The sequence below is a fragment of the Streptomyces sp. NRRL F-4489 genome, assembly GCF_001509485.1.
Lineage (GTDB): Bacteria > Actinomycetota > Actinomycetes > Streptomycetales > Streptomycetaceae > Streptomyces.
On sequence record NZ_LLZI01000245.1, the window covers coordinates 1 to 20,650 of the forward strand.

General features: G+C 72.4%; 14 protein-coding genes and 1 pseudogene. 10 read left to right on the forward strand and 5 right to left on the reverse strand.

Features of this window, described 5'->3' with window-relative positions:
• The 5 genes and pseudogenes from ADL22_RS24085 to ADL22_RS24105 all read left to right on the forward strand — a co-directional run.
• On the forward strand, positions 1–519 hold a 519-nt coding region (locus ADL22_RS24085), incomplete at its 5' end, for an FAD-dependent oxidoreductase (RefSeq protein ID WP_159048715.1).
• Between the two features lie 143 nt (positions 520–662).
• Complete coding sequence (gene nirB, locus ADL22_RS24090; RefSeq protein ID WP_066983688.1) at positions 663–3,194, forward strand: nitrite reductase large subunit NirB; 2,532 nt, start codon at positions 663–665, stop codon at positions 3,192–3,194.
• A complete protein-coding gene (gene nirD, locus ADL22_RS24095; protein ID WP_066983584.1) occupies positions 3,191–3,565 on the forward strand; it encodes a nitrite reductase small subunit NirD in 375 nt (124 codons plus the stop codon). The genes nirB and nirD overlap by 4 nt, the downstream gene beginning before the upstream one ends.
• Before the next feature lie 43 nt (positions 3,566–3,608).
• Positions 3,609–4,547, forward strand: a complete 939-nt coding sequence (locus tag ADL22_RS24100; protein WP_066983587.1) for an oxidoreductase — start codon at positions 3,609–3,611, stop codon at positions 4,545–4,547.
• Between the two features lie 246 nt (positions 4,548–4,793).
• A pseudogene (locus ADL22_RS24105) lies at positions 4,794–6,224 on the forward strand (APC family permease); the annotation flags it as partial.
• Between the two features lie 150 nt (positions 6,225–6,374).
• Here ADL22_RS24105 and ADL22_RS24110 read toward each other — a convergent pair.
• Positions 6,375–7,592 (reverse strand): MFS transporter, encoded by a 1,218-nt coding sequence (locus ADL22_RS24110; RefSeq protein WP_066983590.1) that lies wholly within the window; start codon positions 7,590–7,592, stop codon positions 6,375–6,377.
• A gap of 290 nt (positions 7,593–7,882) precedes the next feature.
• On the opposite strand from ADL22_RS24110, the gene ADL22_RS24115 reads away from it, so the two are divergent.
• From ADL22_RS24115 to ADL22_RS24130, 4 genes are all read left to right on the forward strand, one after another.
• Positions 7,883–9,136, forward strand: coding sequence for an ABC transporter substrate-binding protein (locus tag ADL22_RS24115; protein WP_066983593.1), 1,254 nt, complete (start codon positions 7,883–7,885; stop codon positions 9,134–9,136).
• Between the two features lie 2 nt (positions 9,137–9,138).
• Positions 9,139–10,074: a carbohydrate ABC transporter permease gene (locus ADL22_RS24120; RefSeq protein WP_234430841.1), complete on the forward strand. Its 936-nt coding sequence runs from the start codon at positions 9,139–9,141 to the stop codon at positions 10,072–10,074.
• Positions 10,075–10,080: 6 nt separating this feature from the next.
• A complete protein-coding gene (locus tag ADL22_RS24125; protein ID WP_066983599.1) occupies positions 10,081–10,917 on the forward strand; it encodes a carbohydrate ABC transporter permease in 837 nt (278 codons plus the stop codon).
• 349 nt (positions 10,918–11,266) lie between these two features.
• Positions 11,267–12,193, forward strand: coding sequence for a TauD/TfdA dioxygenase family protein (locus ADL22_RS24130; RefSeq protein WP_107116380.1), 927 nt, complete (start codon positions 11,267–11,269; stop codon positions 12,191–12,193).
• 43 nt (positions 12,194–12,236) lie between these two features.
• On the opposite strand, the gene ADL22_RS24135 is transcribed toward ADL22_RS24130, so the two are convergent.
• From ADL22_RS24135 to dusB, 3 genes are all read right to left on the reverse strand, one after another.
• Positions 12,237–13,076, reverse strand: a complete 840-nt coding sequence (locus ADL22_RS24135) for an ArsR/SmtB family transcription factor (protein ID WP_066983606.1) — start codon at positions 13,074–13,076, stop codon at positions 12,237–12,239.
• Positions 13,077–13,724: 648 nt separating this feature from the next.
• On the reverse strand, positions 13,725–16,418 hold the full coding sequence (gene ppdK / locus ADL22_RS24140) for a pyruvate, phosphate dikinase (RefSeq protein ID WP_066983609.1): 2,694 nt from the start codon (positions 16,416–16,418) through the stop codon (positions 13,725–13,727).
• Between the two features lie 614 nt (positions 16,419–17,032).
• Positions 17,033–18,160 carry a tRNA dihydrouridine synthase DusB gene (gene dusB, locus ADL22_RS24145; RefSeq protein WP_066983612.1) on the reverse strand — a complete coding sequence of 376 codons (1,128 nt, stop codon included), beginning with the start codon at positions 18,158–18,160 and terminating at the stop codon, positions 17,033–17,035.
• Between the two features lie 75 nt (positions 18,161–18,235).
• Here dusB and ADL22_RS24150 point away from each other — a divergent pair, with 75 nt between their 5' ends.
• Entirely contained in the window at positions 18,236–19,693 is a 1,458-nt protein-coding gene (locus ADL22_RS24150) for an MFS transporter (RefSeq protein WP_066983614.1), read from the forward strand.
• 18 nt (positions 19,694–19,711) lie between these two features.
• On the opposite strand, the gene ADL22_RS24155 is transcribed toward ADL22_RS24150, so the two are convergent.
• On the reverse strand, positions 19,712–20,620 hold the full coding sequence (locus tag ADL22_RS24155) for a helix-turn-helix transcriptional regulator (RefSeq protein WP_066983617.1): 909 nt from the start codon (positions 20,618–20,620) through the stop codon (positions 19,712–19,714).
• Positions 20,621–20,650: the final 30 nt, after the last annotated feature.

Genomic DNA, 20,650 nt, shown 5'->3' on the forward strand with positions numbered 1-20,650 from the left:
GTCCTCACCCCCGGCACCCGCCCCCGTACCGCCCTCGCCCGCGCCGCCGGCCTGGACGTCGGGACCGGCATCCGGGTGGACGGCGCGCTGCGCACCAGCGACCCGCGCATCCACGCCCTCGGCGACTGCGCCGAGCACGACGGCACCGTCTACGGCCTGGCCGCGCCCGCCCTGGACCAGGCCGACGTCCTCGCCCGCGTACTCACCGGCGACCTCCGCGCCCGTTACACCGGCACCCGGTCGCTGACCCGGTTGACGCTGGCCGGCGACGGCTTCCTCGACCTCGCCGCGTTCGGCGATCCCCGGCCGCGCCCCGGCGACGACGTGGCCCGGCTGTCCGACCCCACCCGCGGCACGTACCGGAAGGTCGTCGTCCGCGGCGACCGGCTGGTCGGCGGGGTGCTGGTCGGCGCGCTCGGCAGCGTCGGCACGCTCGCCCGGGCCTGGGACGGCGCCGAACCGCTCCCCGCCGGCCGCGGCCCCCTCCTGCACCTGCTCACCGACGACGGAGGCTCCTGATGTCCCGCACGGCTCGCTCCGACCAGCCCGACCGGCCCGACCGCCCCCAGCGCACCGACCGGCCCACCCACGCCCACCAACCGGACCAGGGCAACCAGGACACCCGCCCCACCCGCCCCACCCTCCTCCTCATCGGCCACGGCATGGTCGGCCACCGCTTCCTCGAAGCCCTCGCCGAACGCGGTCTGACCGCCACCCACCGCGTCATCGTCCTCGCCGAGGAGCCCCGCCCGGCCTACGACCGCGTCCGCCTCACCTCGTACTTCTCCGGCACCACACCCGATGAACTGGCCCTCTCCACCGGCGAGTTCATCGACCAGCACGACATCGAACTCCACCTGGACGACCCCGCCGAGCACATCGACCGCACCACCCGCCAGGTCACCACCCGCTCCGGCCGGACCATCCCCTACGACACCCTCGTCCTCGCCACCGGCTCCGCCCCGTTCGTCCCGCCCGTCCCGGGCCGGGACGCCGAGGGCTGCTTCGTCTACCGCACCATCGAGGACCTGCTCGCCATCGAGGCGTACGCGCGGACCCGGGCGAAGACCGGCGCGGTGGTCGGCGGCGGGCTGCTCGGCCTGGAGGCGGCCGGCGCGCTCCAGGGGCTCGGGCTGGAGACCCATATCGTGGAGTTCGCGCCGCGGCTGATGCCCGTCCAGGTGGACGACGGCGGCGGCGCGGCGCTGCTGCGCACCATCGAGGGCATGGGCCTGGCCGTCCACACCGGTACCGGCACCCAGGAGATCATCGCCGGCCCGGACGGCGCGGTGGCCGCGATGCGGCTGTCGGACGGCACCGAACTGCCCACCGACCTGGTGGTCTTCTCGGCCGGCGTCCGGCCGCGGGACCAGCTGGCCCGGGACTGCGGTCTGGCGGTCGGCGAACGCGGCGGCGTCACCGTGGACGAACGCTGCCGCTCGGTCACCGACCCGCGGGTGTTCGCGATCGGCGAGTGCGCGCAGGCCGCCGACGGCCGGGTGTACGGGCTGGTGGCCCCCGGCTACGAGATGGCCGCGGCGGCCGCCGCCGCGCTCGCCGGCGACGAGGCCGCCTTCACCGGCGCCGACCTGTCCACCAAGCTCAAACTCCTCGGCGTGGACGTGGCGTCCTTCGGCGACGCGCACGGTACCGCCCCCGACTGCCTGGACGTGGTCTACGCCGACTCCCGCGCCGGCCTCTACAAGAAGCTGGTCATCGGCGCGGACGGCACCCTGCTCGGCGGTGTGCTGGTCGGCGACGCGGAGGCGTACGGCACGCTGCGGGCGCTGACCGGCTCGGTGCCGCCGGTCCCCGCCGAGCAGCTCGTCCTGCCGGCCGGCTCGGGCGCCCCGGCGCGGCTCGGCCCGGAGGCGCTGCCCGGCGACGCGGTCATCTGCTCATGCCACAACGTCACCAAGGAGGCGATCCAGGCGCACCCCACCCTCGCCGAGGTGAAGCGGTGCACCAAGGCCGGCACCGGCTGCGGCGGCTGCGTGAAAGTCATCGGGCAGCTGCTGCCCAAATCCGGGAAGGACGGGGACGACGGGCTGTGCGGCTGCTTCCGCCACAGCCGCCAGGAGCTGTACGAGATCGTGCGGGTCAAGCGGATCGCCTCGTTCGGGCGGCTGTTGGACGAGCACGGGCGGGCCGAGGCGCGCGGCGGCGAGGGCTGCGAGGTCTGCAAACCGGCGGTCGCCTCCATCATCGCCTCGCTCGCCCCGACGATCGGCGCGGCCGGCCACGTCCTGGACGGCGAGCAGGCCGCGCTCCAGGACACCAACGACCACTTCCTCGCCAACCTCCAGAGGAACGGCTCGTATTCCGTCGTCCCGCGCATCCCGGGCGGCGAGATCACCCCCGAGAAGCTGATCGTGATCGGCGAGGTGGCCCGCGACTTCGGGCTCTACACCAAGATCACCGGCGGCCAGCGGATCGACCTCTTCGGCGCCCGGGTCGAGCAGCTGCCGCGTATCTGGGCCCGGCTGGTGGACGCCGGTTTCGAGTCCGGGCACGCGTACGGCAAATCGCTGCGGACCGTGAAGTCCTGTGTCGGACAGACCTGGTGCCGCTACGGCGTCCAGGACTCGGTGCGCATGGCGATCGACCTGGAGCTGCGCTACCGGGGGCTGCGGGCGCCGCACAAGCTGAAGGCGGCGGTGTCCGGATGCACCCGGGAGTGCGCCGAGGCCCGCTCCAAGGACTTCGGCGTGATCGCCACCGCCGGCGGCTGGAACCTCTACATCGGCGGCAACGGCGGCACCACCCCGCGCCACGCGGACCTGCTCGCACAGGACCTCTCCGACGCCGAACTGGTCCGGCTGATCGACCGGTTCCTGATGTTCTACCTCCGCACCGCCGACCGGCTGGAACGCACCAGCGCCTGGCTGGAACGCATCCCCGGCGGTCTGGACCATGTCCGCGATGTGGTGGTCCACGACGCGCTCGGCCTCTGCGACGACCTGGAGTCGCTGATGGCGGACCATGTCGCGCACTACCGGGACGAGTGGGCGCAGACCCTCGACGACCCCGCGAAGCTTGCCCGTTTCGTGTCGTTCGTGAACGCCCCGGACACCCCCGACCCGGTCGTCGGCTTCGTCCCCGAACGCGACCAGATCAAGCCCGACCTGCCGCTGCTGGACATCGGCCGGCGGCGGCCCACCGAGAACGTCCTGGAAGGGAGCACCACCCGATGACGACCACGACCCTTGAGAAGACGGCCCCCGCGACGACCACGCGGCTCGTCCAACTGGAGCTTCCCACCGGCTGGTTCACCATCTGCGGCACGGAGGCGCTGATCCCCGGCCGGGGCGTCGCGGCCCTGCTGCCGGACGGCGGGCAGGCGGCGGTCTTCCGCGACCGGCACGGCCGGCTCTACGCCCTAGGGAACCGCGACCCGTTCACCGGCGCCGCGGTCCTCGCCCGCGGCCTCACCGGCACCCACCGGGGCCGCCCGTTCGTGGCCTCGCCCCTGCTCAAGCAGCGGTTCGACCTGGAGACCGGGGAGTGCCTGGACGACCCGGAGGTACGCGTCCCGGCCTACCGGGTGCGGACGCGGCCGGCCTGACCCCGGGGCGTAGGCTGAGTGATCCCCTACCGAGGAGTACGGCGTGACCCGGTGGAACACCAGCCATATCCCCGACCAGACCGGCCGCGCGGCCGTCGTCACCGGCGCCAACAGCGGTCTGGGCTACGTCACCGCCCGCGAACTGGCCCGGCGCGGGGCCAGGGTGGTGCTCGCCTGCCGCAGTACGGAACGCGGTACCGCGGCGCTGGCCCGGCTGCGGGCCGAAGTCCCCATCGCGGAGGCGGAGTTCCGGCCGCTGGACCTGGCCGACCTGGGATCCGTCCGGCGCTTCGCCGACGGCCTGGACGCCTTCTGCGGCGACCGGCTCGACCTGCTGATCAACAACGCCGGGGTGATGGCGCTGCCGCACCGCACCACCGCGGACGGCTTCGAGATGCAGTTCGGCACCAACCACCTGGGCCACTTCGCGCTCACCGGACTGCTGCTGCCCAAGCTCCTGGCCACCCCCGGCGCGCGGATCGTCACCGTCTCCAGCATGCTGCACCTGCTGGCCAACGTGGACCTCACCGACCTCAACTCCGGGCGCGGGTACCAGCGTTGGGTCGCGTACGGCCGCTCCAAGAGCGCGAACCTCCTCTTCACCCATGAGCTGGCGCGGCGGCTGGCGGCGGCCGGCTCCGGGGTCGTGGCGGCCGCCGCGCACCCCGGTTACGCGGCGACCAACCTCCAGACCACCGGGGTGCGGATGGAGAACCGCCGGACCGCCGAGCGCCTGGTGGAGGTCGCCAACCGCGTGATCGCGCAGCCCGCGGACGGCGGCGCGCTGGGCACGCTGTGCGCGGCCACCGCCCCGCACATGCGGCCGGACGCCTTCATCGGCCCCCGCAGCGGTCTGCGCGGCGCCCCGGCCCGCTCCTTCCGCGCCCCGTGGACCACCGACGCCCGCACGGCCGCCCGGCTGTGGACGGCGTCGGAGGAGCTGACCGGCGTGCGGTACGGGGCGGCGCTCGCGGGGGCGTGACGGCGGGGGCGGGCCCGGGGGCGCGAGGCCGGGAGGCCGTGCCCCAACGGGCCGAGGCCCACGCCCGCGCCCCAGGGGCGGAGCCCTCCGGCCCTCCGCCCCCGGAGCCCCCGTCACCGCACCGTCAACATCCCGTGAAGATCCCCCCGCCCCCCGCCAAGGCCGCGCCAAGGCCGTGCGCGGGCCGCCGCCGGGCGCCGCACGCTGGGCTGGTCCCAGCAGTGCCGCACGGAGGTCCGCCCCAGCATGTCGACGGTGTCGCAGCCCGCAACGAACCGGCCCGAGCAGCCGCCCCCGGCGACCGCCCCGGCCACCGGCACCGCCGCACCGGGCCGGCCCGTCCCACCGGGCCCGCCCGGCCCGGCCGCCACCGACCGGCGCCGCCTCACCGCCCTCCAGGGCCTGGCCGCGCTCTCCCTGGACGCGATGGCCTCGGTCGCCTACGGGCCCGAGTCGATCGTCCTCGTCCTGGCCGCGGCCGGCACCCAGGGGCTCGGCTGCACCCTCCCGGTCACCCTCGCCATCGCCGCCCTGCTGGCCGTCCTGGTGGCCTCCTACCGCCAGGTCATCGCCGCGTTCCCCGATGGCGGCGGCGCGTACGCGGTGGCCCGGGCCCACCTCGGCCGCCGCCCGGCCCTGATCGCCGCCGCGTCCCTCGTCCTGGACTACGTCCTCAACGTCGCGGTGTCCGTCACCGCCGGCGTCGCCGCGCTCACCTCCGCCTTCCCCGCGCTCTACGGCCACCGGCTGGGGATCTGCCTGGCCGTACTGGCCCTGGTGACCGCGGTCAATCTGCGCGGAATCGCCGACTCCGCGCGGGCGTTCCTCCTCCCCACCGCGGTCTTCGTCGGCGCGGTGCTCGCCATGATCGCGGTCGGGCTGCTCCGGGACGGCCCGGCGTCCACCGCCACCGCCGCCGGCCACCCCTCCGTCCTGGCCCAGAACGCCACGTCCGTGGGCGCGCTGCTGCTGCTCCGGGCGTTCGCCGCCGGCTGCTCGGCGCTGACCGGTGTGGAGGCGGTCGCCAACGCCGTACCGTCCTTCCGGGCCCCGGCCGTCCGCCGCGCCCAGCGCACCGAGGTCGCGCTCGGCGCCCTCCTCGGCGCCATGCTGATCGGCCTGGCCCTGCTGATCGGCCGCTTCCACCTCCAGCCCGTCGAGGGCGTCACCGTCCTGGCCCAGCTCGCCGACGCCTCGTTCGGCCACAACGGTGCCTTCTACGTCGTCCAGTTCGCCACGATGGTGCTGCTGGCGCTGGCCGCCAACACCTCCTTCGGCGGGCTGCCGGTCCTGCTGGGCCTGCTGGCCCGCGACCGCTACCTCCCACGCGCCTTCGGCCGCCAGGACGCCCGCCAGGTCCACCGGCACGGCGTGCTGGCCCTGGCCGCGGCCGCCGCGCTGCTGCTGGTGGTCTCCGGCGGCGACACCAACACCCTCGTCCCGCTCTTCGCCCTCGGCGTCTTCACCGGCTTCACCCTCTGCCAGGCCGGCATGGTCCGCCACTGGTACCGCGCACGGTCCGCCGGCTGGACCGGCAAGGCCCTGCTCAACGGGTTCGGCGCGCTGCTGACGGGTGCGGCGGCGGTGGTGGTCACCGCCACGAAGTTCGCCGAGGGCGCCTGGCTGATCGTCCTCGCGCTGCCGGTGATGGTCGCGGCCTTCGAAAGCCACCGGCGGCGGGTGCCGTAGTCCCCACGTGGTCGGCTGTCCCGCCGTGCGGGTTGCTGTTTTCGCGCCTTCGGCGCGAGGGGGTTTGTGGGGTGGGGGCCCCGGTGTGTGGGGGTGCCGGGTGCGGGCCTCTGGGGTGGGTGTGCGGACTGCTGCGCTTTACGTCCGCACACCCACCCCAGAGGCCCCGCACCCTTCCGCCGTCGTAGGGCCCCACCCCTGGGGGGAGTTGAGGGAACGGGCGGGCCCGCGGATGAGGTCGGGCAGCACGGTGGCGAGCCCGCCCAGGGCCATCACGGCGCCGAGCCAGAGCGGAGCGCGCAGCCCCCAGGCATCGATCACCACAGCACCGAGGGAGGATCCGAGGATGACCCCGAGCGTGATGAACGAGGAGTGCACGGTGTTCACCAACGGGCCCGCGTTCCCGGTGCGCTGCACCCGCGTCACCATGGCCGGGTTCATCGTGACACCGACAAGACCTATGCCCATCATGCAGACCACGGCGGCGACGGGAAGCCCGGCGAGGACGCCGAAGCCCCCCAGGAACACGGCATTGAGGACCAGCCCGGCCGCGAGGACGGAAACGGTATGGCGGTCCGCCAAGCGACCGACCACGGTGTTCCCGACCACCGTGGCGGCGCCATAGGCGATCAGCAGCACCGGAACGCTCCCGGGCGCGAAGCCGGCCACCTCGGTGAGGATCGGATTGAAGTAGCTGAACGCGGAGAAGGTGGCCCCGATGATGAGCGTGCTGGTGGACAACACCAGCCAGAGCTTGGGCTTCTTGAAGACACCGGCCTCCTGCCGGAAGCCGCCACCCCCTTCAGCCCGCTCAATACGCGGCACACCGAACAGCGTCGTCACGGCCGCGATCACGGTGATACCGGTAACGGTCCAGAACGCCGCGCGCCACCCGAACCGTTCGCCAACCAGGGTGGAGAGGGGCAGTCCGAGCAGGGTGCCGAGCATGAGCCCGTTCATCGCCACAGCGATCGCCCGGCCCCGGACCTCCGGGCGGGTGATCTGGGCACACATCGAGATCCCCACCCCGAAGAACGCCTGGGAGGCGGTCCCGGTGATGATCCGCGCGGCCATCATCGTCCCGTACCCGGTCGCGGTGGCCGCCAGGACGTTCCCCATCAGGAAGACCACGAACAACACCATCAACGCGGTCCGGGGCCGCAACTTCATCACCGCCACGGTCAGAAACGGCCCTCCGACCGCCATCGCCACCGCGAACGCCGTGATCAGGTAGCCGATCTGCGGGATGGTCGCACCAAGTCCCTCAGCCATCTGCGGCATCAGCCCGGCGACCACGAACTCGCTGGTCACCATGGCGAAGATGCCAAGCGCCAGCACATATACGGCACGGGGCACGCTCGTGCCTCCTTCGCTACATGGTTATGGATCGATCAGTTCAAAACGAGCCCGTGAAACCCCGTACTGCGGCCGGGCCGAGACGCCACCCTAGCCGTTATGGACCGACCGTTTCAATACTCCCCCACCGGGCGGGGGCCCGCCCCGCACCCCCGCCCCCGGCACGACCACCCGCGAATCCGAAACGGCGCCCCCGCCCAACTCCCCCACGCCGAAGGCGAAACAAAACAGAAACCCGCACGGCGGGAAAGCCAAAAACGTACGGCGCGCCCCGCAGGTACCGTACCGGCATGACCATGCGCAGACGACGACTCCTGACCGCCGGCGGCGGCCTCGCGCTCGCGGGCGCGCTGGCGGCGTGCGGCTCCAACACCGGGCGCGGGAGCGGCGGTTCCGGACCGGCGCTCTCGCAGTGGTACCACCAGTACGGCGAACCAGGCACCCAGCAGGCGGTGAAACGGTACGCCGCCGCGTACACCAAGGCGGACGTCACCGTGCAGTGGCGGCCGGGCGACTACGACCGGCAGACCGCGGCGGCGCTGCTGACCGACTCGGGGCCGGACGTCTTCGAGGTCAACGGCCCGCTGCTGGAGCAGATACAGGGCGGCCAGGTGGCCGATCTGACCGACCTCGTCGCGCCGGTGAAGGACGACTTCAACCAGGCGGTGCTGGCCCCGAAGATCTGGCAGGACAAGATCTGGGGCATTCCGCAGACCATCGACACCCAGCTCCTCTACTACCGCAAGAGCATGCTCAAGGATGCGGGGGTTCAGCCACCGCAGACGGTTGATGAACTCGTGGACGCGGCCCGGACGTTGACGACGTCAAAGGTCAAGGGGCTGTTCCTCGGCAACGACGGCGGAGCCGGTGTGCTCAGCGGGACGCCGCTGGCCGCGGCCGGACTGAGCCTGATCACCGAGGACGGCCGGGCCGGGTTCGACGATCCGGCCGCCGCGCGGGTGCTGGGCAAGATCCGGCAGCTGTACGCCGGGAAGGCGCTGCTGCTGGGCGCGCCCACCGACTGGTCCGACCCGGCGGCGTTCATCCAGGGGCTGACCGCCATGCAGTGGTCGGGGCTGTGGGCGCTGCCGCAGATCAAGAAGGCGCTGGGCGACGACTTCGGGGTGCTGCCGTTCCCGAAGGACGGCCCGGCCGGGAAGCCCGCCGTCCCGGTCGGCGCGTACGCGTCCGCGGTGAGCGCCCGCAGCAGGCACCGCGCGGCCGCCACCGAGTTCGCCAAGTGGCTGTGGATCGACCGGACCGACTACCAGCGGGACTTCGCGCTCTCGTACGGCTTCCACATCCCGGCCCGGATCTCGCTGGCGAAGAAGGCGGCGCAGCTGCGGGAGGGCGCGGCGGCGGACGCGGTGCGGTACGCCACCGACCACGGTTCCGCCGAGCCGCTGCTGTGGAACAGCGCCGACCGCACCGCCTACCAGGACGCGCTGAGCCGGATCATCAAGGAGGGCGCGCATCCGGAGACCGAGCTGAAGGCCGTGCTGCGGACGGTCGAGGCCGAATTGCGGCGGGCGAAGAAGAAGTGAGCGTGCGCACGCCCCGGCTGCCGCGCACGGCCCGGCTGCTCGGCCCGCAGCGGCGGAATCTGTGGTTCTGGGTGTTCGTCGGGCCGTTCGCGGCCGGGCTGGCGCTGTTCACCTACGTTCCGCTGGCGTGGAGCGTCTACCTCAGTTTCTTCGACGCGCACAACACCGTGAATCCGACGGAATTCGTCGGACTGGGGAATTACGCGTCGATGCTGGGCGACAGCGCGTTCCTCAGCAGCCTGGGCACCTTTCTGCTCTTCACCGCGTTCATCGTGCCGGCCACGTTCGCGCTGTCGCTGGCGCTGGCGCTGATGGTGAACCGCCTGCGGATCGCCCAGGCGTTCTTCCGGTCGGTGTTCTTCCTGCCGACCGCCTGCAGTTATGTCGTGGCGGCGCTGATCTGGAAACTGTCAATTTTCAACGGAGTACGGTTCGGGCTGGCGAACACCGTGCTCGGCTGGTTCGGCGCCGACCCCACGGCGTGGCTGTCCACCACCAGCCCGCCGTGGTACTGGCTCGCCCTCGTCACCGTACGGCTCTGGCTCCAGGTCGGCTTCTACATGATCCTCTTCCTGGCCGGGCTGCAGCGGATCTCCCCGCAGCTGTACGAGGCGGCGGCGGTGGACGGCGCGCGGCCGGGCTGGCAGGTCTTCCGGCACATCACCTTCCCGCAGCTGCGCGCCACGTCCGTGGCGGTGGTCCTGCTGCTGGTGATCAACGCGTTCCAGGCGTTCGACGAGTTCTACAACCTGCTCAGCGACTCCCGCGGCTATCCGCCGTACGCCCGCCCGCCGCTGGTGTACCTCTACTACACCGCGCTCGGCCGGGACCAGAACCTCGGGCTGGGCAGCGCCGGCGCGGTGATCCTGGCGCTGGTCATCGCGGTGGCGACGGTGGCGCAGGCCCGCTGGTTCGGCCTCGGCCGCAAGGAGGACTGACCGACGATGCACGATGCCCTGATCCGGGCCGGCCGGGCGCTACGGGTGGTGCTGCTGGTGGCCCTGGCGCTGCTGTTCCTCGTCCCGTTCTATCTGCTGGTCCGCAACGGCCTGGCGAGCGAGGCCGACATCACGGCGCCCAGCTGGACGTTCTTCCCGCGCGAGCTGCACTGGTCGAATCTGACCGAGGTCTTCTCCGACCCGGACCTGCCGCTGGCCCGGTCGCTGCTCAACTCCGCGCTGATCGCGGTCGCCACGACGGTCGGCACGGTCGTGCTCGCCTCGATGGCCGGTTACGGCCTGGCGCGTATCCCCTACCGCCATGCCTCGCTGGTCTTCTACGCGATCCTGGGCACCCTGATGGTGCCGGCGGCCGTGACGTTCGTGCCCAGCTTCGTGCTGGTCTCCACGCTCGGCTGGATCTCGACCCTGCGCGGTCTGGTGATCCCGACGCTGTTCAGCGCGTTCGCCTGCTTCGTCTTCCGCCAGTCGTTCCTCGGCTTCCCCCGGGAGCTGGAGGACGCGGCGCGGGTGGACGGGCTGGGGTACTGGCGGACGTACTGGCGGATCGTGGTGCCCAACGCCCGGCCGGTGTTCGCGGCGGTCGGCACCATCGTCTTCATCGGTGCGTGGAACTCCTTCCTGTGGCCGCTGGTGATCGGCCAGGACCAGTCGGCGTGGACGGTGCAGGTGGCGCTGTCGACGTTCACCACCGCGCAGAACCTCCAGCTGCACAAGCTGTTCGTCGCGGCCGGCGTCTCCATCGTCCCGCTGCTGGTGGTCTTCCTGCTGCTCCAGCGCTACATCGTGGCGGGCGTCGAGCGCAGCGGTATCGACGACTGACCGCGCACGGGCCGCGGCCCCGGGGGTGGCCCCGGGGGTGGCCCCGGGGCGCGGTTCCCGGTACGGTGCGTGCCATGTGCACGTACCCGGTCTTCCGTGAGGCGGTGCCGCGCGACCGCGGCCCTCACGGCGCGTGCGCACCCCGCGGCCTGAGCTTCCTGCGCCGCCGCGGCCGGGTCGGCTCTCCCCCGGCCGGCTGTCCCGGCTGTCCCACCGCGTCCTGACCCGGACGCCCCGCCGAGGCCGGTCCGCCGCTCTACTCCCCCGCTCCGCCGCGCGCCGCCTTCTCCTCCGTACGCGGCCCCGGACGCGACACCGAACCACTCAACTCCCCTTGCAGGAGGCCCCGTTGACGACTTCGACCCCCGCCCTCCGCCCCTTCCGCATCCCCGCCGACGGCCTCTACGAGGGCCGCCGCACCCTCCGCCGCACCCCGGACGACTGGCACGACCGGCCCTACGAGCTGTTCGAGGTGATCCCCCTGGCGGCGACGATCGGGGCGGAGATCCGGGGGCTGGATCTGTCCCGTCCGCTGTCCGCGGCACTGCGGGCGGAGCTGAACCGCGCGCTGCTGGAGTGGAAGGCGCTGTTCTTCCGCGAGCAGCATCTGACCTCCGCCGCACAGCGCCAATTCGCCGCGCATTGGGGGGAGTTGGAGACCAACCCGCTGCTGGCCCGGGGCGACGCGAAGGAGGTGGTGAGGTTTGACAAGGCGGCCGGCGCGGTCCCGACGTTCGAGAACGTATGGCACGCGGACGTAACCTTCCGCGCGCGGCCCGCGATGGGCGCGGTGCTCCAGCTGCGCGAGGTCCCGGAGGCCGGCGGCGACACGATGTGGGCCGATATGGCGGCGGCGTACGACAATTTGCCGGCGGAAATCCGGGCACGGATCGACGGCGCGCGGGCGGTCCACGACTATCTCCCGGGCTTCGCCCGTTTCTGCACTCCCGCTCAACTCGCGCCGTTCCAGGAGGAGTTCCCTCCGGTGGAGCACCCGGTGGTGCGGCGCCACCCGGAGACCGGGCGGCGGACGCTGTTCGTGAACGCGTCGTTCACCACCCGGATCACCGGGCTGCCGGAGGCGGAGAGCGACCGGCTGCTGCGGCTGCTGTGCCAGCAGGCGCACGTCCCGGAGTACCAGGTGCGGTGGCACTGGCGGGCCGGGGACGTGGCGTTCTGGGACAACCGCGCCACCCAGCACTACGCGGTCTTCGACTACGGGAACCGGCGGCGGGTCGCTGAGCGGGTGGCGATCGCGGGCGACCGCCCGTACTGACGCCGGGTCATGTCCCGGGCCGGGGCCCGCCGCGGAGGATTCCTCACCCGGCGGCCGGGCCGTCGCCCTGGGCGCCGCCGCGCAGCAGGGCGGCGCCCAGCGGCGTCAGGGTGTGCAGCACGGCGTTGCCCTGGCGCAGCGTGGACAGCAGGCCGGCGTCCCGCAGCACGGTGGCGTGCTGGCTGGCCGACGCCGGCGAGACATCGACCCGGCGGGCCAGTTCGCTGGTGGTGCAGCCGACGCCGATGCCCTGGAGGATCGCCGAACGGGTCTGGCCCACCAGGCGCCCCAGCGAGCGGTCGGCCGGGACGGGCGGCGTCAGGCGCGGTACGGGGTGCTCGACCGGGTAGACCAGGACGGGCGTGAGGTCGGGGTTGTGGAAGGTGACCGGGGTGCGCCGGCAGAAGTACGAGGGCAGCAGGAGCAGTCCGCGGCCGCCGAGGTGGAGGTCCCGGTCGACGGGGTAGTCCGCCTCCAGGACGGGCGGGCGCCAGCGCAGCATCGGCGGCAGGGACGCCAGCAGCCGGTCGGTGCCGCCGTCCAGCAGGGCCCGGCCGCGGGCCGCCCGGTCGGCCTCTATCCGGCTGCGGACCCGGTGCCAGTACGGGGCGACGGCCGCGTCGTGGTAGCTCTGGAGTATCCCGGCGAGCCGGCCCAGCGAGCGGGTCTCGCCGTCCGCCATCGCCCGTATCCACCCGGGCAGCGGGCGGCCGTCGGCGGCCGCCAGCCGGCCCAGCTCGGCGTGCAGGCGCTCGGCGGGCGTCTCCCGCAGCGCGCCCAGCGCCTCGTCCATGCCCAGCAGTCCCTCGGCGGGCGTCAGGAAATCCGGGAAATAGCCGCGGCTGGGCACCAGGGGCGCCAGCAGACGCGTTTCGCCATTCAACCTTCCGCGGGTTTCCGATCGCCAACCGCCGAACGTGGAATCGTCGCGCCGGTCACGGAGCCGGTGAAAGCTCAATACCGTCTCCCACAGCGCGTCGGGGCGTGCGGCAATCCGCACGCGGGCCAGATCGAGTCCACTGAAATGGACGCGTAACACCGAACCCCCACCCTTTGGTTATCTCCGTCGGCCCCCGGCACGCCTGAGTATGCACGCCACCACGGGCGGTCACCATGCCCTTTTGGCCAGAGTTGAAAGGGGTCGCGGCGACCCCCCTCCGGACGGAATGCTGGAGGCAATTCAACGGCGCTGCGCACGGCCCGGATTGCTCGATCCCGTGGGGGGTGATGGGCAAACAACCGGCCGGGCGGTGCCCCGTTGGAGGCCGCCTCCCACGCCGACTGGGAGGGCGGCAGCTCCCGAGGGGGGAGTCCGGAGAAAAGCGAGGGCGGGCCTGTGCACGGGCCCGCCCTCGCCGCCGTTCCCAGGGGCCCTCCGCCCCGTCCGCAGCCCCCCGCTCCCCGCACAGAAGCCGAGGGCGGCACCTCCGCACAGGTGCCGCCCTCGTGGGGGCCGGAGTGGCGGCGGGGTGAGGGTCAAGGGCGTCCGCCGCCGGTTCCGGGGGTTTGCGGGGCCGGGTGGCCCCGGGGGTCAGCGGCTGTCGCTGCCCTGGGATTCCGCTGCGGCGCGGCCCGCTTCGAGGCGCGCGACGGGGATGCGGAACGGGGAGCAGGAGACGTAGTCCAGGCCGACCTCGTGGAAGAAGTGGACCGAGTCCGGGTCGCCGCCGTGCTCGCCGCAGACGCCGAGCTTGAGGTCCGGGCGGGTGGCCCGGCCGGCCTCGGCGGCGCTGCGGACCAGGGAGCCCACGCCGTCCCGGTCGATGGTCTCGAACGGGCTGACGCCGAAGATGCCCTTCTCCAGGTACGCGGTGAAGAAGCTGGCCTCCACGTCGTCGCGGGAGAAGCCCCAGACGGTCTGCGTCAGGTCGTTGGTGCCGAAGGAGAAGAAGTCGGCGGACTCGGCGATCTGACCGGCCGTGAGGGCCGCGCGGGGAAGTTCGATCATGGTGCCGAGGGTCAGCTTGAGGCTGACGCCGTGGGCGCGCTCGACCTCGGCGATGACCTGCTCGGCCTCCTCGCGGACGATCTCCAGCTCCTGGACGGTGCCGACCAGCGGGATCATGATCTCCGCGCGCGGGTCGCCCTTGGCGTTCTTGCGCTCCGCGGCGGCCTCGGCGATGGCCCGTACCTGCATGGCGAACAGGCCGGGGATGACCAGGCCGAGGCGGACGCCGCGCAGGCCGAGCATCGGGTTCTGCTCGTGCAGCTTGTGCACGGCCTGGAGGAGCCGCAGGTCGTTCTCGTGCTTCTCGTGGCGGGCCTCGGCGAGCGCCACCCGCACCGACAGGTCGGTGATGTCGGGCAGGAACTCGTGCAGCGGCGGGTCGAGCAGCCGGACGGTGACCGGCAGGCCGTCCATCGCCTCGAACAGCTCGATGAAGTCGGCCTTCTGCAGCGGCATCAGCTCGGCGAGCGCGGCGTCCTTGTCGGCGTCGGTGTCGGCCAGGATCAGCCGCTCGACCAGCTCCCGGCGCTCGCCGAGGAACATGTGCTCGGTGCGGCACAGGCCGATGCCCTGGGCGCCGAAGCGGCGGGCGCGGGCGGCGTCCTCGGCGTTGTCGGCGTTGGCGCGGACCCGCAGCCGGCGGACCCGGTCCGCGTACGCCATGATCCGGTGCACGGCCTTGACCAGCTCGTCGGCGTCCTCGGCGCCGGCGTGCATCCGGCCCTCGAAGTACTCGACGACCGGGGACGGCACGACCGGGACCTCGCCGGCGTAGACCTTGCCGGTGGAGCCGTCGATGGAGACGGTGTCGCCTTCCTCGATGACGGTGCCGTCGGCGGTGGTCAGGCGGCGGGTCTTGGTGTCGACCTGGAGCTCCTCGGCGCCGCAGACGCAGGTCTTGCCCATACCGCGCGCGACGACGGCGGCGTGCGAGGTCTTGCCGCCGCGCGAGGTCAGGATGCCCTCGGCGGCGATCATGCCGTTGAGGTCGTCGGGGTTGGTCTCGCGGCGGATCAGGATGACCTTCTCACCGGACCGCGACCACTTCACGGCCGTGTACGAGTCGAAGACGGCCTTGCCGACCGCGGCGCCCGGAGACGCGGCGATCCCGCGGCCGATCAGCTCGGACTCGGCGTCCAGGTCGAAGCGGGGGAACATCAGCTGCGCCAGCTGCGCGCCGGTGACCCGCTGGAGCGCCTCGGCCTCGTCGATCAGGCCCTGGTCGACGAGCTGGGTGGCGATCCGGAAGGCGGCGCCGGCGGTGCGCTTGCCGACCCGGGTCTGGAGCATCCACAGCTTGCCGCGCTCGATGGTGAACTCGATGTCGCACAGGTCCTTGTAGTGCGTTTCGAGCGTCTCCATGATCCGCATCAGCTGGTCGTACGACGCCTTGTCGATCGACTCCAGCTCGGCGAGCGGGACGGTGTTGCGGATACCGGCGACGACGTCCTCGCCCTGCGCGTTCTGGAGGTAGTCGCCGTAGACGCCCTGCTGGCCGGAGGCGGGGTCGCGGGTGAAGGCGACGCCGGTGCCGGAGTCCGGGCCGAGGTTGCCGAAGACCATGGAGCAGACGTTGACGGCCGTGCCGAGGTCGCCGGGGATGCGCTCCTGGCGGCGGTAGAGCTTGGCGCGGTCGGTGTTCCACGAGTCGAAGACGGCCCTTATGGCGAGGTCCATCTGCTCGCGCGGGTCCTGCGGGAAGTCCCGCCCGGTCTCCTCGGTGACGATCTTCTTGAAGCGGTCGACCAGGGCCCGCAGGTCGGCGGCGTCCAGGTCGATGTCGACGGTGACGCCCTTGGCCTGCTTGGCGTCCTCCAGGGCCTCCTCGAACAGCTCGCCGTCCACGCCCAGCACGGTCTTGCCGAACATCTGGATGAGGCGGCGGTACGAGTCCCAGGCGAACCGCTCGTCGCCGGCCTGCGCGGCGAGGCCGGAAACCGACGCGTCGGAGAGGCCGATGTTCAGGACGGTGTCCATCATGCCGGGCATGGAGAACTTCGCCCCGGAACGCACCGATACGAGCAGCGGGTCATCGGCCTGGCCGAGCTTCTTGCCCATGGTCTTCTCGAGCGCGGCGAGGTGGTCGGAGACCTCGGCACGGAGTGCCTCGGGCTCACTGCCGCTCTCGAGGTAGACCTTGCACGCCTCGGTGGTGATCGTGAAGCCGGGCGGGACCGGAAGTCCCAGGTTGGTCATCTCCGCGAGGTTGGCGCCCTTGCCACCGAGGAGGTCCTTGAGGTCCTTGTTGCCCTCGGTGAAGTCGTAGACGAACTTCACGGAAGAAGACGCGGTTACATGGGGATCTTGTGTTTCCGGCACGGCTCTGACTCCTCGCCGACGGGCTGCCCTGACGGCGAGGAACATACCCAGATCAAAGGCGTATGGGTACGTCCACTTGGTCTACATGCGTGCGTAACCCGGCGTCCGCCACCAGATCGAAAGTGATCATGCGTTTTCACCATCGTTTACTACCCGAATGCATCAATGCGCTCCGCAGTCGGACGGGCGGCGATTGCTACGCACAGCGAGGGTTCACTTGATGGGTTGAACGGATGGCGGGTGGCACCGGGTGCCACCTATGCGAAAGGTGGAGTATGCGTCAGAACGCTCATCTGAGCGGTACCCCTATCAAGGGTGGCGAGAATCACGCGCTCATGTGTGAAGAGGGTCCATCATTTGGACGATGCGGGGACCCGTGATCGCCGGAGGCGCCGCCGCAGATCCGGGGCCTTTTTCCGTACTGCGGGAAGATCGGCGCAGTATTCGGCCACCCCCGGCGGGCCGTCCACCGGGGCGCGCCGGGGCGCCGCTAACCGGCCATAGTTCGACGGGGGCCTCCGGCGGCGCGAACGGCCGCGGAAGACCCCCGATGTCGTATACGGAGCGGCGGTTCAGCCGCCCGAGGTGTCCAGTTCGGCGTCCTCGCCGACGCCCGCGCAGTCGTACGGGTCGCGCAGCCAGCCGTCCGGGAGCACCACGCGGTTGTTGCCGGAGGTGCGGCCGCGCGGACCGTCGGCGCCGGCCGGCCAGGACTGGTCCAGGTCGAGCGCGTGCAGGCCCTCCGCCAGCTCCGCCAGCGACGAGCTGATCGCCAGCCGCTTGCGCATCTCCGAGCCGACCGCGAAGCCCTTCAGATACCAGGCGACGTGCTTACGGAAGTCGATGACACCGCGGGCCTCGTCGCCGAGCCACTCGCCGAGCAGCGTGGCGTGCCGGACCATCACCGCGGCGACCTCGCGCAGGGTGGGCGCCGCCGGCGCGCCGCCGCCCTCGAAGGCCGCGACCAGATCGCCGAAGAGCCACGGCCGGCCCAGGCAGCCGCGGCCGACCACCACACCGTCGCAGCCGGTCTCCCGCATCATCCGCACCGCGTCGTCCGCCGACCAGATGTCGCCGTTGCCGAGCACCGGGATCTCCGGGACGTGCTCCTTCAGGCGGGCGATGGCGTCCCAGTCGGCGGTGCCGCCGTAGTGCTGGGCGGTGGTGCGGCCGTGCAGGGCGACGGCGGTGACGCCCTCCTCGACGGCGATCCGGCCGGCGTCGAGGTAGGTGAGGTGGTCGTCGTCGATGCCCTTGCGCATCTTGATCGTCACCGGCAGCGGCCCGGCGCCGCTGACCGCCTCGCGCAGGATGGCGCGCAGCAGCGGCCGCTTGTACGGCAGGGCGGAGCCGCCGCCCTTGCGGGTCACCTTGGGGACCGGGCAGCCGAAGTTCAGGTCGATGTGGTCGGCGAGGTCCTCCTCGACGATCATGCGGACGGCCTTGCCGACGGTGGCCGGGTCGACGCCGTAGAGCTGGATCGAGCGGGGGCGCTCGCTCGCGTCGAAGTGGATCAGCTGCATGGTCTTCTCGTTGCGCTCGACCAGCGCCCGCGTCGTGATCATCTCGCTCACGAACAGGCCCTTGCCGCCGCTGAACTCCCGGCACAGCGTCCGGAACGGGGCGTTGGTGATCCCCGCCATGGGGGCCAGGACGACGGGAGGCTGCACCGAGTGCGGGCCGATCTGCAGCGAACTCATGCCCTCCATTGTCCCGCAACCGCACCGGGCACCCCGCCGGGGGCCGCCCCGCCCGGATCGTTGTAGCGTTCAACCATGCTTGACCTCAGCCGCCGGCGGCGTCTGCTCGTCCTGGCGATCTGCTGCCTGAGCCTGCTGATCGTCAGTCTCGACAACACCGTCCTGAACGTCGCCCTGCCGTCCATGCAGCACGAACTGCACGCCTCGGTCTCCGGGATGCAGTGGACGATCGACGCCTACACCCTCGTCCTGGCGTCGCTGCTGATGCTCTCCGGCTCGACCGCGGACCGGCTGGGCCGCCGCCGGATCTTCATGACCGGCCTGGTGGTCTTCACCGCCGGCTCCCTGCTGTGCAGCCTGGCGCCGGACCTGACGTGGCTGGTGGTCTTCCGGATGGTGCAGGCGGTCGGCGGCTCGATGCTCAACCCCGTCGCCATGTCGATCATCACCAACACCTTCACCGACCCCCGGGAGCGCGCCCGCGCCATCGGGGTCTGGGGCGGCGTGGTCGGCATCAGCATGGCCGCGGGCCCGGTGGTCGGCGGGGTGCTGGTGCAGAGCGTCGGCTGGCGCTCGATCTTCTGGATCAACGTCCCGATCGGCGCCCTGGCGCTCTTCCTGACCTGGCGCTGGGTCCCGGAGTCCCGCGCGCCGCGCCCGCGCCGGGTCGATCCGGTCGGCCAGCTGCTGGTGATCGCGCTGCTCGGCGCGCTGACGTACGCGATCATCGAGGCGCCGGAGGCCGGCTGGGACTCCCCGGAGATCCTGGCGTTCATCCTGGTCGCGGCCGGGTCGCTGGCGGCCCTGGTCGGCTACGAGCGGCGGCGCACCGAACCCCTCATCGACCTGCGGTTCTTCCACAGCGCGCCGTTCAGCGGCGCCACCGTGACCGCGGTCGCCGCGTTCGCCGCGCTGGGCGGCTTCCTCTTCGTCAACACCCTCTATCTGCAGAACATCCGCGGTCTGTCCGCCCTGAACGCCGGGCTCTACATGCTGCCGATGGCCGGTATGACGCTGATCTTCGCGCCGCTGTCCGGCCGCCTGGTCGGCGGCCGCGGCCCCCGGCTGCCGCTGCTGCTGGCCGGCTGCGCCATGGCCGCCAGCGGCGTCCTCTTCGCCGCCTTCGACGCGGAGTCCACCACCGGCCTGCTGTTCACCGGCTACGTCCTCTTCGGCATCGGCTTCGGCCTGGTCAACGCGCCGATCACCAACACCGCGGTGTCCGGGATGCCGCGCACCCAGGCGGGCGTGGCGGCGGCGGTGGCCTCCACCAGCCGGCAGGTCGGCTCCTCGCTGGGCGTCGCGGTGATCGGCGCCGTCCTGGCCGGCGGCGCGCACACCGGTGCCACCCGCGGCGAATTCCTGGCCGCCGCCCGCCCCGGCTGGTGGATCATCGCCGGCTGCGGCGCCGCGGTCCTGCTGCTCGGCGCGCTGACCACCGGCCGCTGGGCCCGCGCCACCGCCACCCGTACCGCCGCCCTCTTCGACGACGAGACGGCCCGCGACCCGCACCGCACCCGCACCGGCTCGTAGCGGAAAGCCGGGCCGCCGCTACGCGCCGACGCCCGCCACCGCCTCCTCCCGCGCCTTCCGGGCCATCCGCTCCAGCTCCTCCAGCCGCCCCCGCGACGCCTCGTCCACCGGCGTGTAGACCAGCACCTTCGGCCCCGGATTCGGCCCCGTCCAGAGATTGGTCGCGGTCAGCTGGAGCACCCCCACCGCGTGCCGGAAGACCTTCACCGCGCTCGACGGCCGCTCGACCTCGTGCTGCGCCCAGATCTCCCGGAACTCCGGCGACGCCTCGGTCAGCCGCGCCACCAGCGCCTTCCACCCCGGCTCGGCGATGTGCTCGGCCATCGCGGCGCGGAACTTGGCGGTCATCCGCCGCAGCGTGTTCTCGCGGTCCACCATGGTCGCCCGCCACCGGGGGTGGGTGAACGCCAGCCACATGCAGTTGCGGTCCTCCTCCGGCAGCGCGTCCAGACCGCCCATCAGCTCCCCGTAGGTGGTGTTGTACGCGAGGATGTCGAACTTGCTGTTCTGGACGGCGGCCGGATACGGGGAGAGCTGGTGCAGCACGTCCCACAGCGCCCGGGGCACACCGGTGCACTCCTTGCCCGGCAGCGGATCGGCCGCCCCGGCCAGCGCGAAGAGGTGGCTGCGCTCGGCGCGGTCCAGCAGCAGCGCGCGGGCCACCGCGTCCAGCACCTGCGGCGAGACATGGATGTCCCGCCCCTGCTCCAGCCAGGTGTACCAGGTGACGCCCACGGCGCCGAGCTGCGCGACCTCCTCGCGGCGCAGCCCCGGCGTGCGGCGGCGCGTACCGCGCACCAGCCCCACCTGCTCCGGCGTGATCCGCTCGCGCCGGCTGCGCAGAAAGGCGGCCAGCTCGGCCCGCCGCACGGCGTCCCCGTCCCGGGCCCGGCCCGCCCCTGCGGCCTGCGTCATCTCTACGGTCATGGCGTCCAGCCTGCCGCAGTCCGCATCCCG

Excerpts from the sequence above, each read along its gene's own strand:
- nirD (WP_066983584.1), top strand. The coding sequence starts at position 3,191 with ATGACGACCACGACCCTTGAGAAGACGGCCCCCGCGACGACCACGCGG.
- ADL22_RS24150 (WP_066983614.1), top strand. The coding sequence starts at position 18,236 with ATGCTTGACCTCAGCCGCCGGCGGCGTCTGCTCGTCCTGGCGATCTGC.
- dusB (WP_066983612.1), bottom strand. The coding sequence starts at position 18,160 with ATGAGTTCGCTGCAGATCGGCCCGCACTCGGTGCAGCCTCCCGTCGTC.
- ADL22_RS24115 (WP_066983593.1), top strand. The coding sequence starts at position 7,883 with ATGACCATGCGCAGACGACGACTCCTGACCGCCGGCGGCGGCCTCGCG.
- ADL22_RS24155 (WP_066983617.1), bottom strand. The coding sequence starts at position 20,620 with ATGACCGTAGAGATGACGCAGGCCGCAGGGGCGGGCCGGGCCCGGGAC.
- nirB (WP_066983688.1), top strand. The coding sequence starts at position 663 with ATGGTCGGCCACCGCTTCCTCGAAGCCCTCGCCGAACGCGGTCTGACC.
- ADL22_RS24125 (WP_066983599.1), top strand. The coding sequence starts at position 10,081 with ATGCACGATGCCCTGATCCGGGCCGGCCGGGCGCTACGGGTGGTGCTG.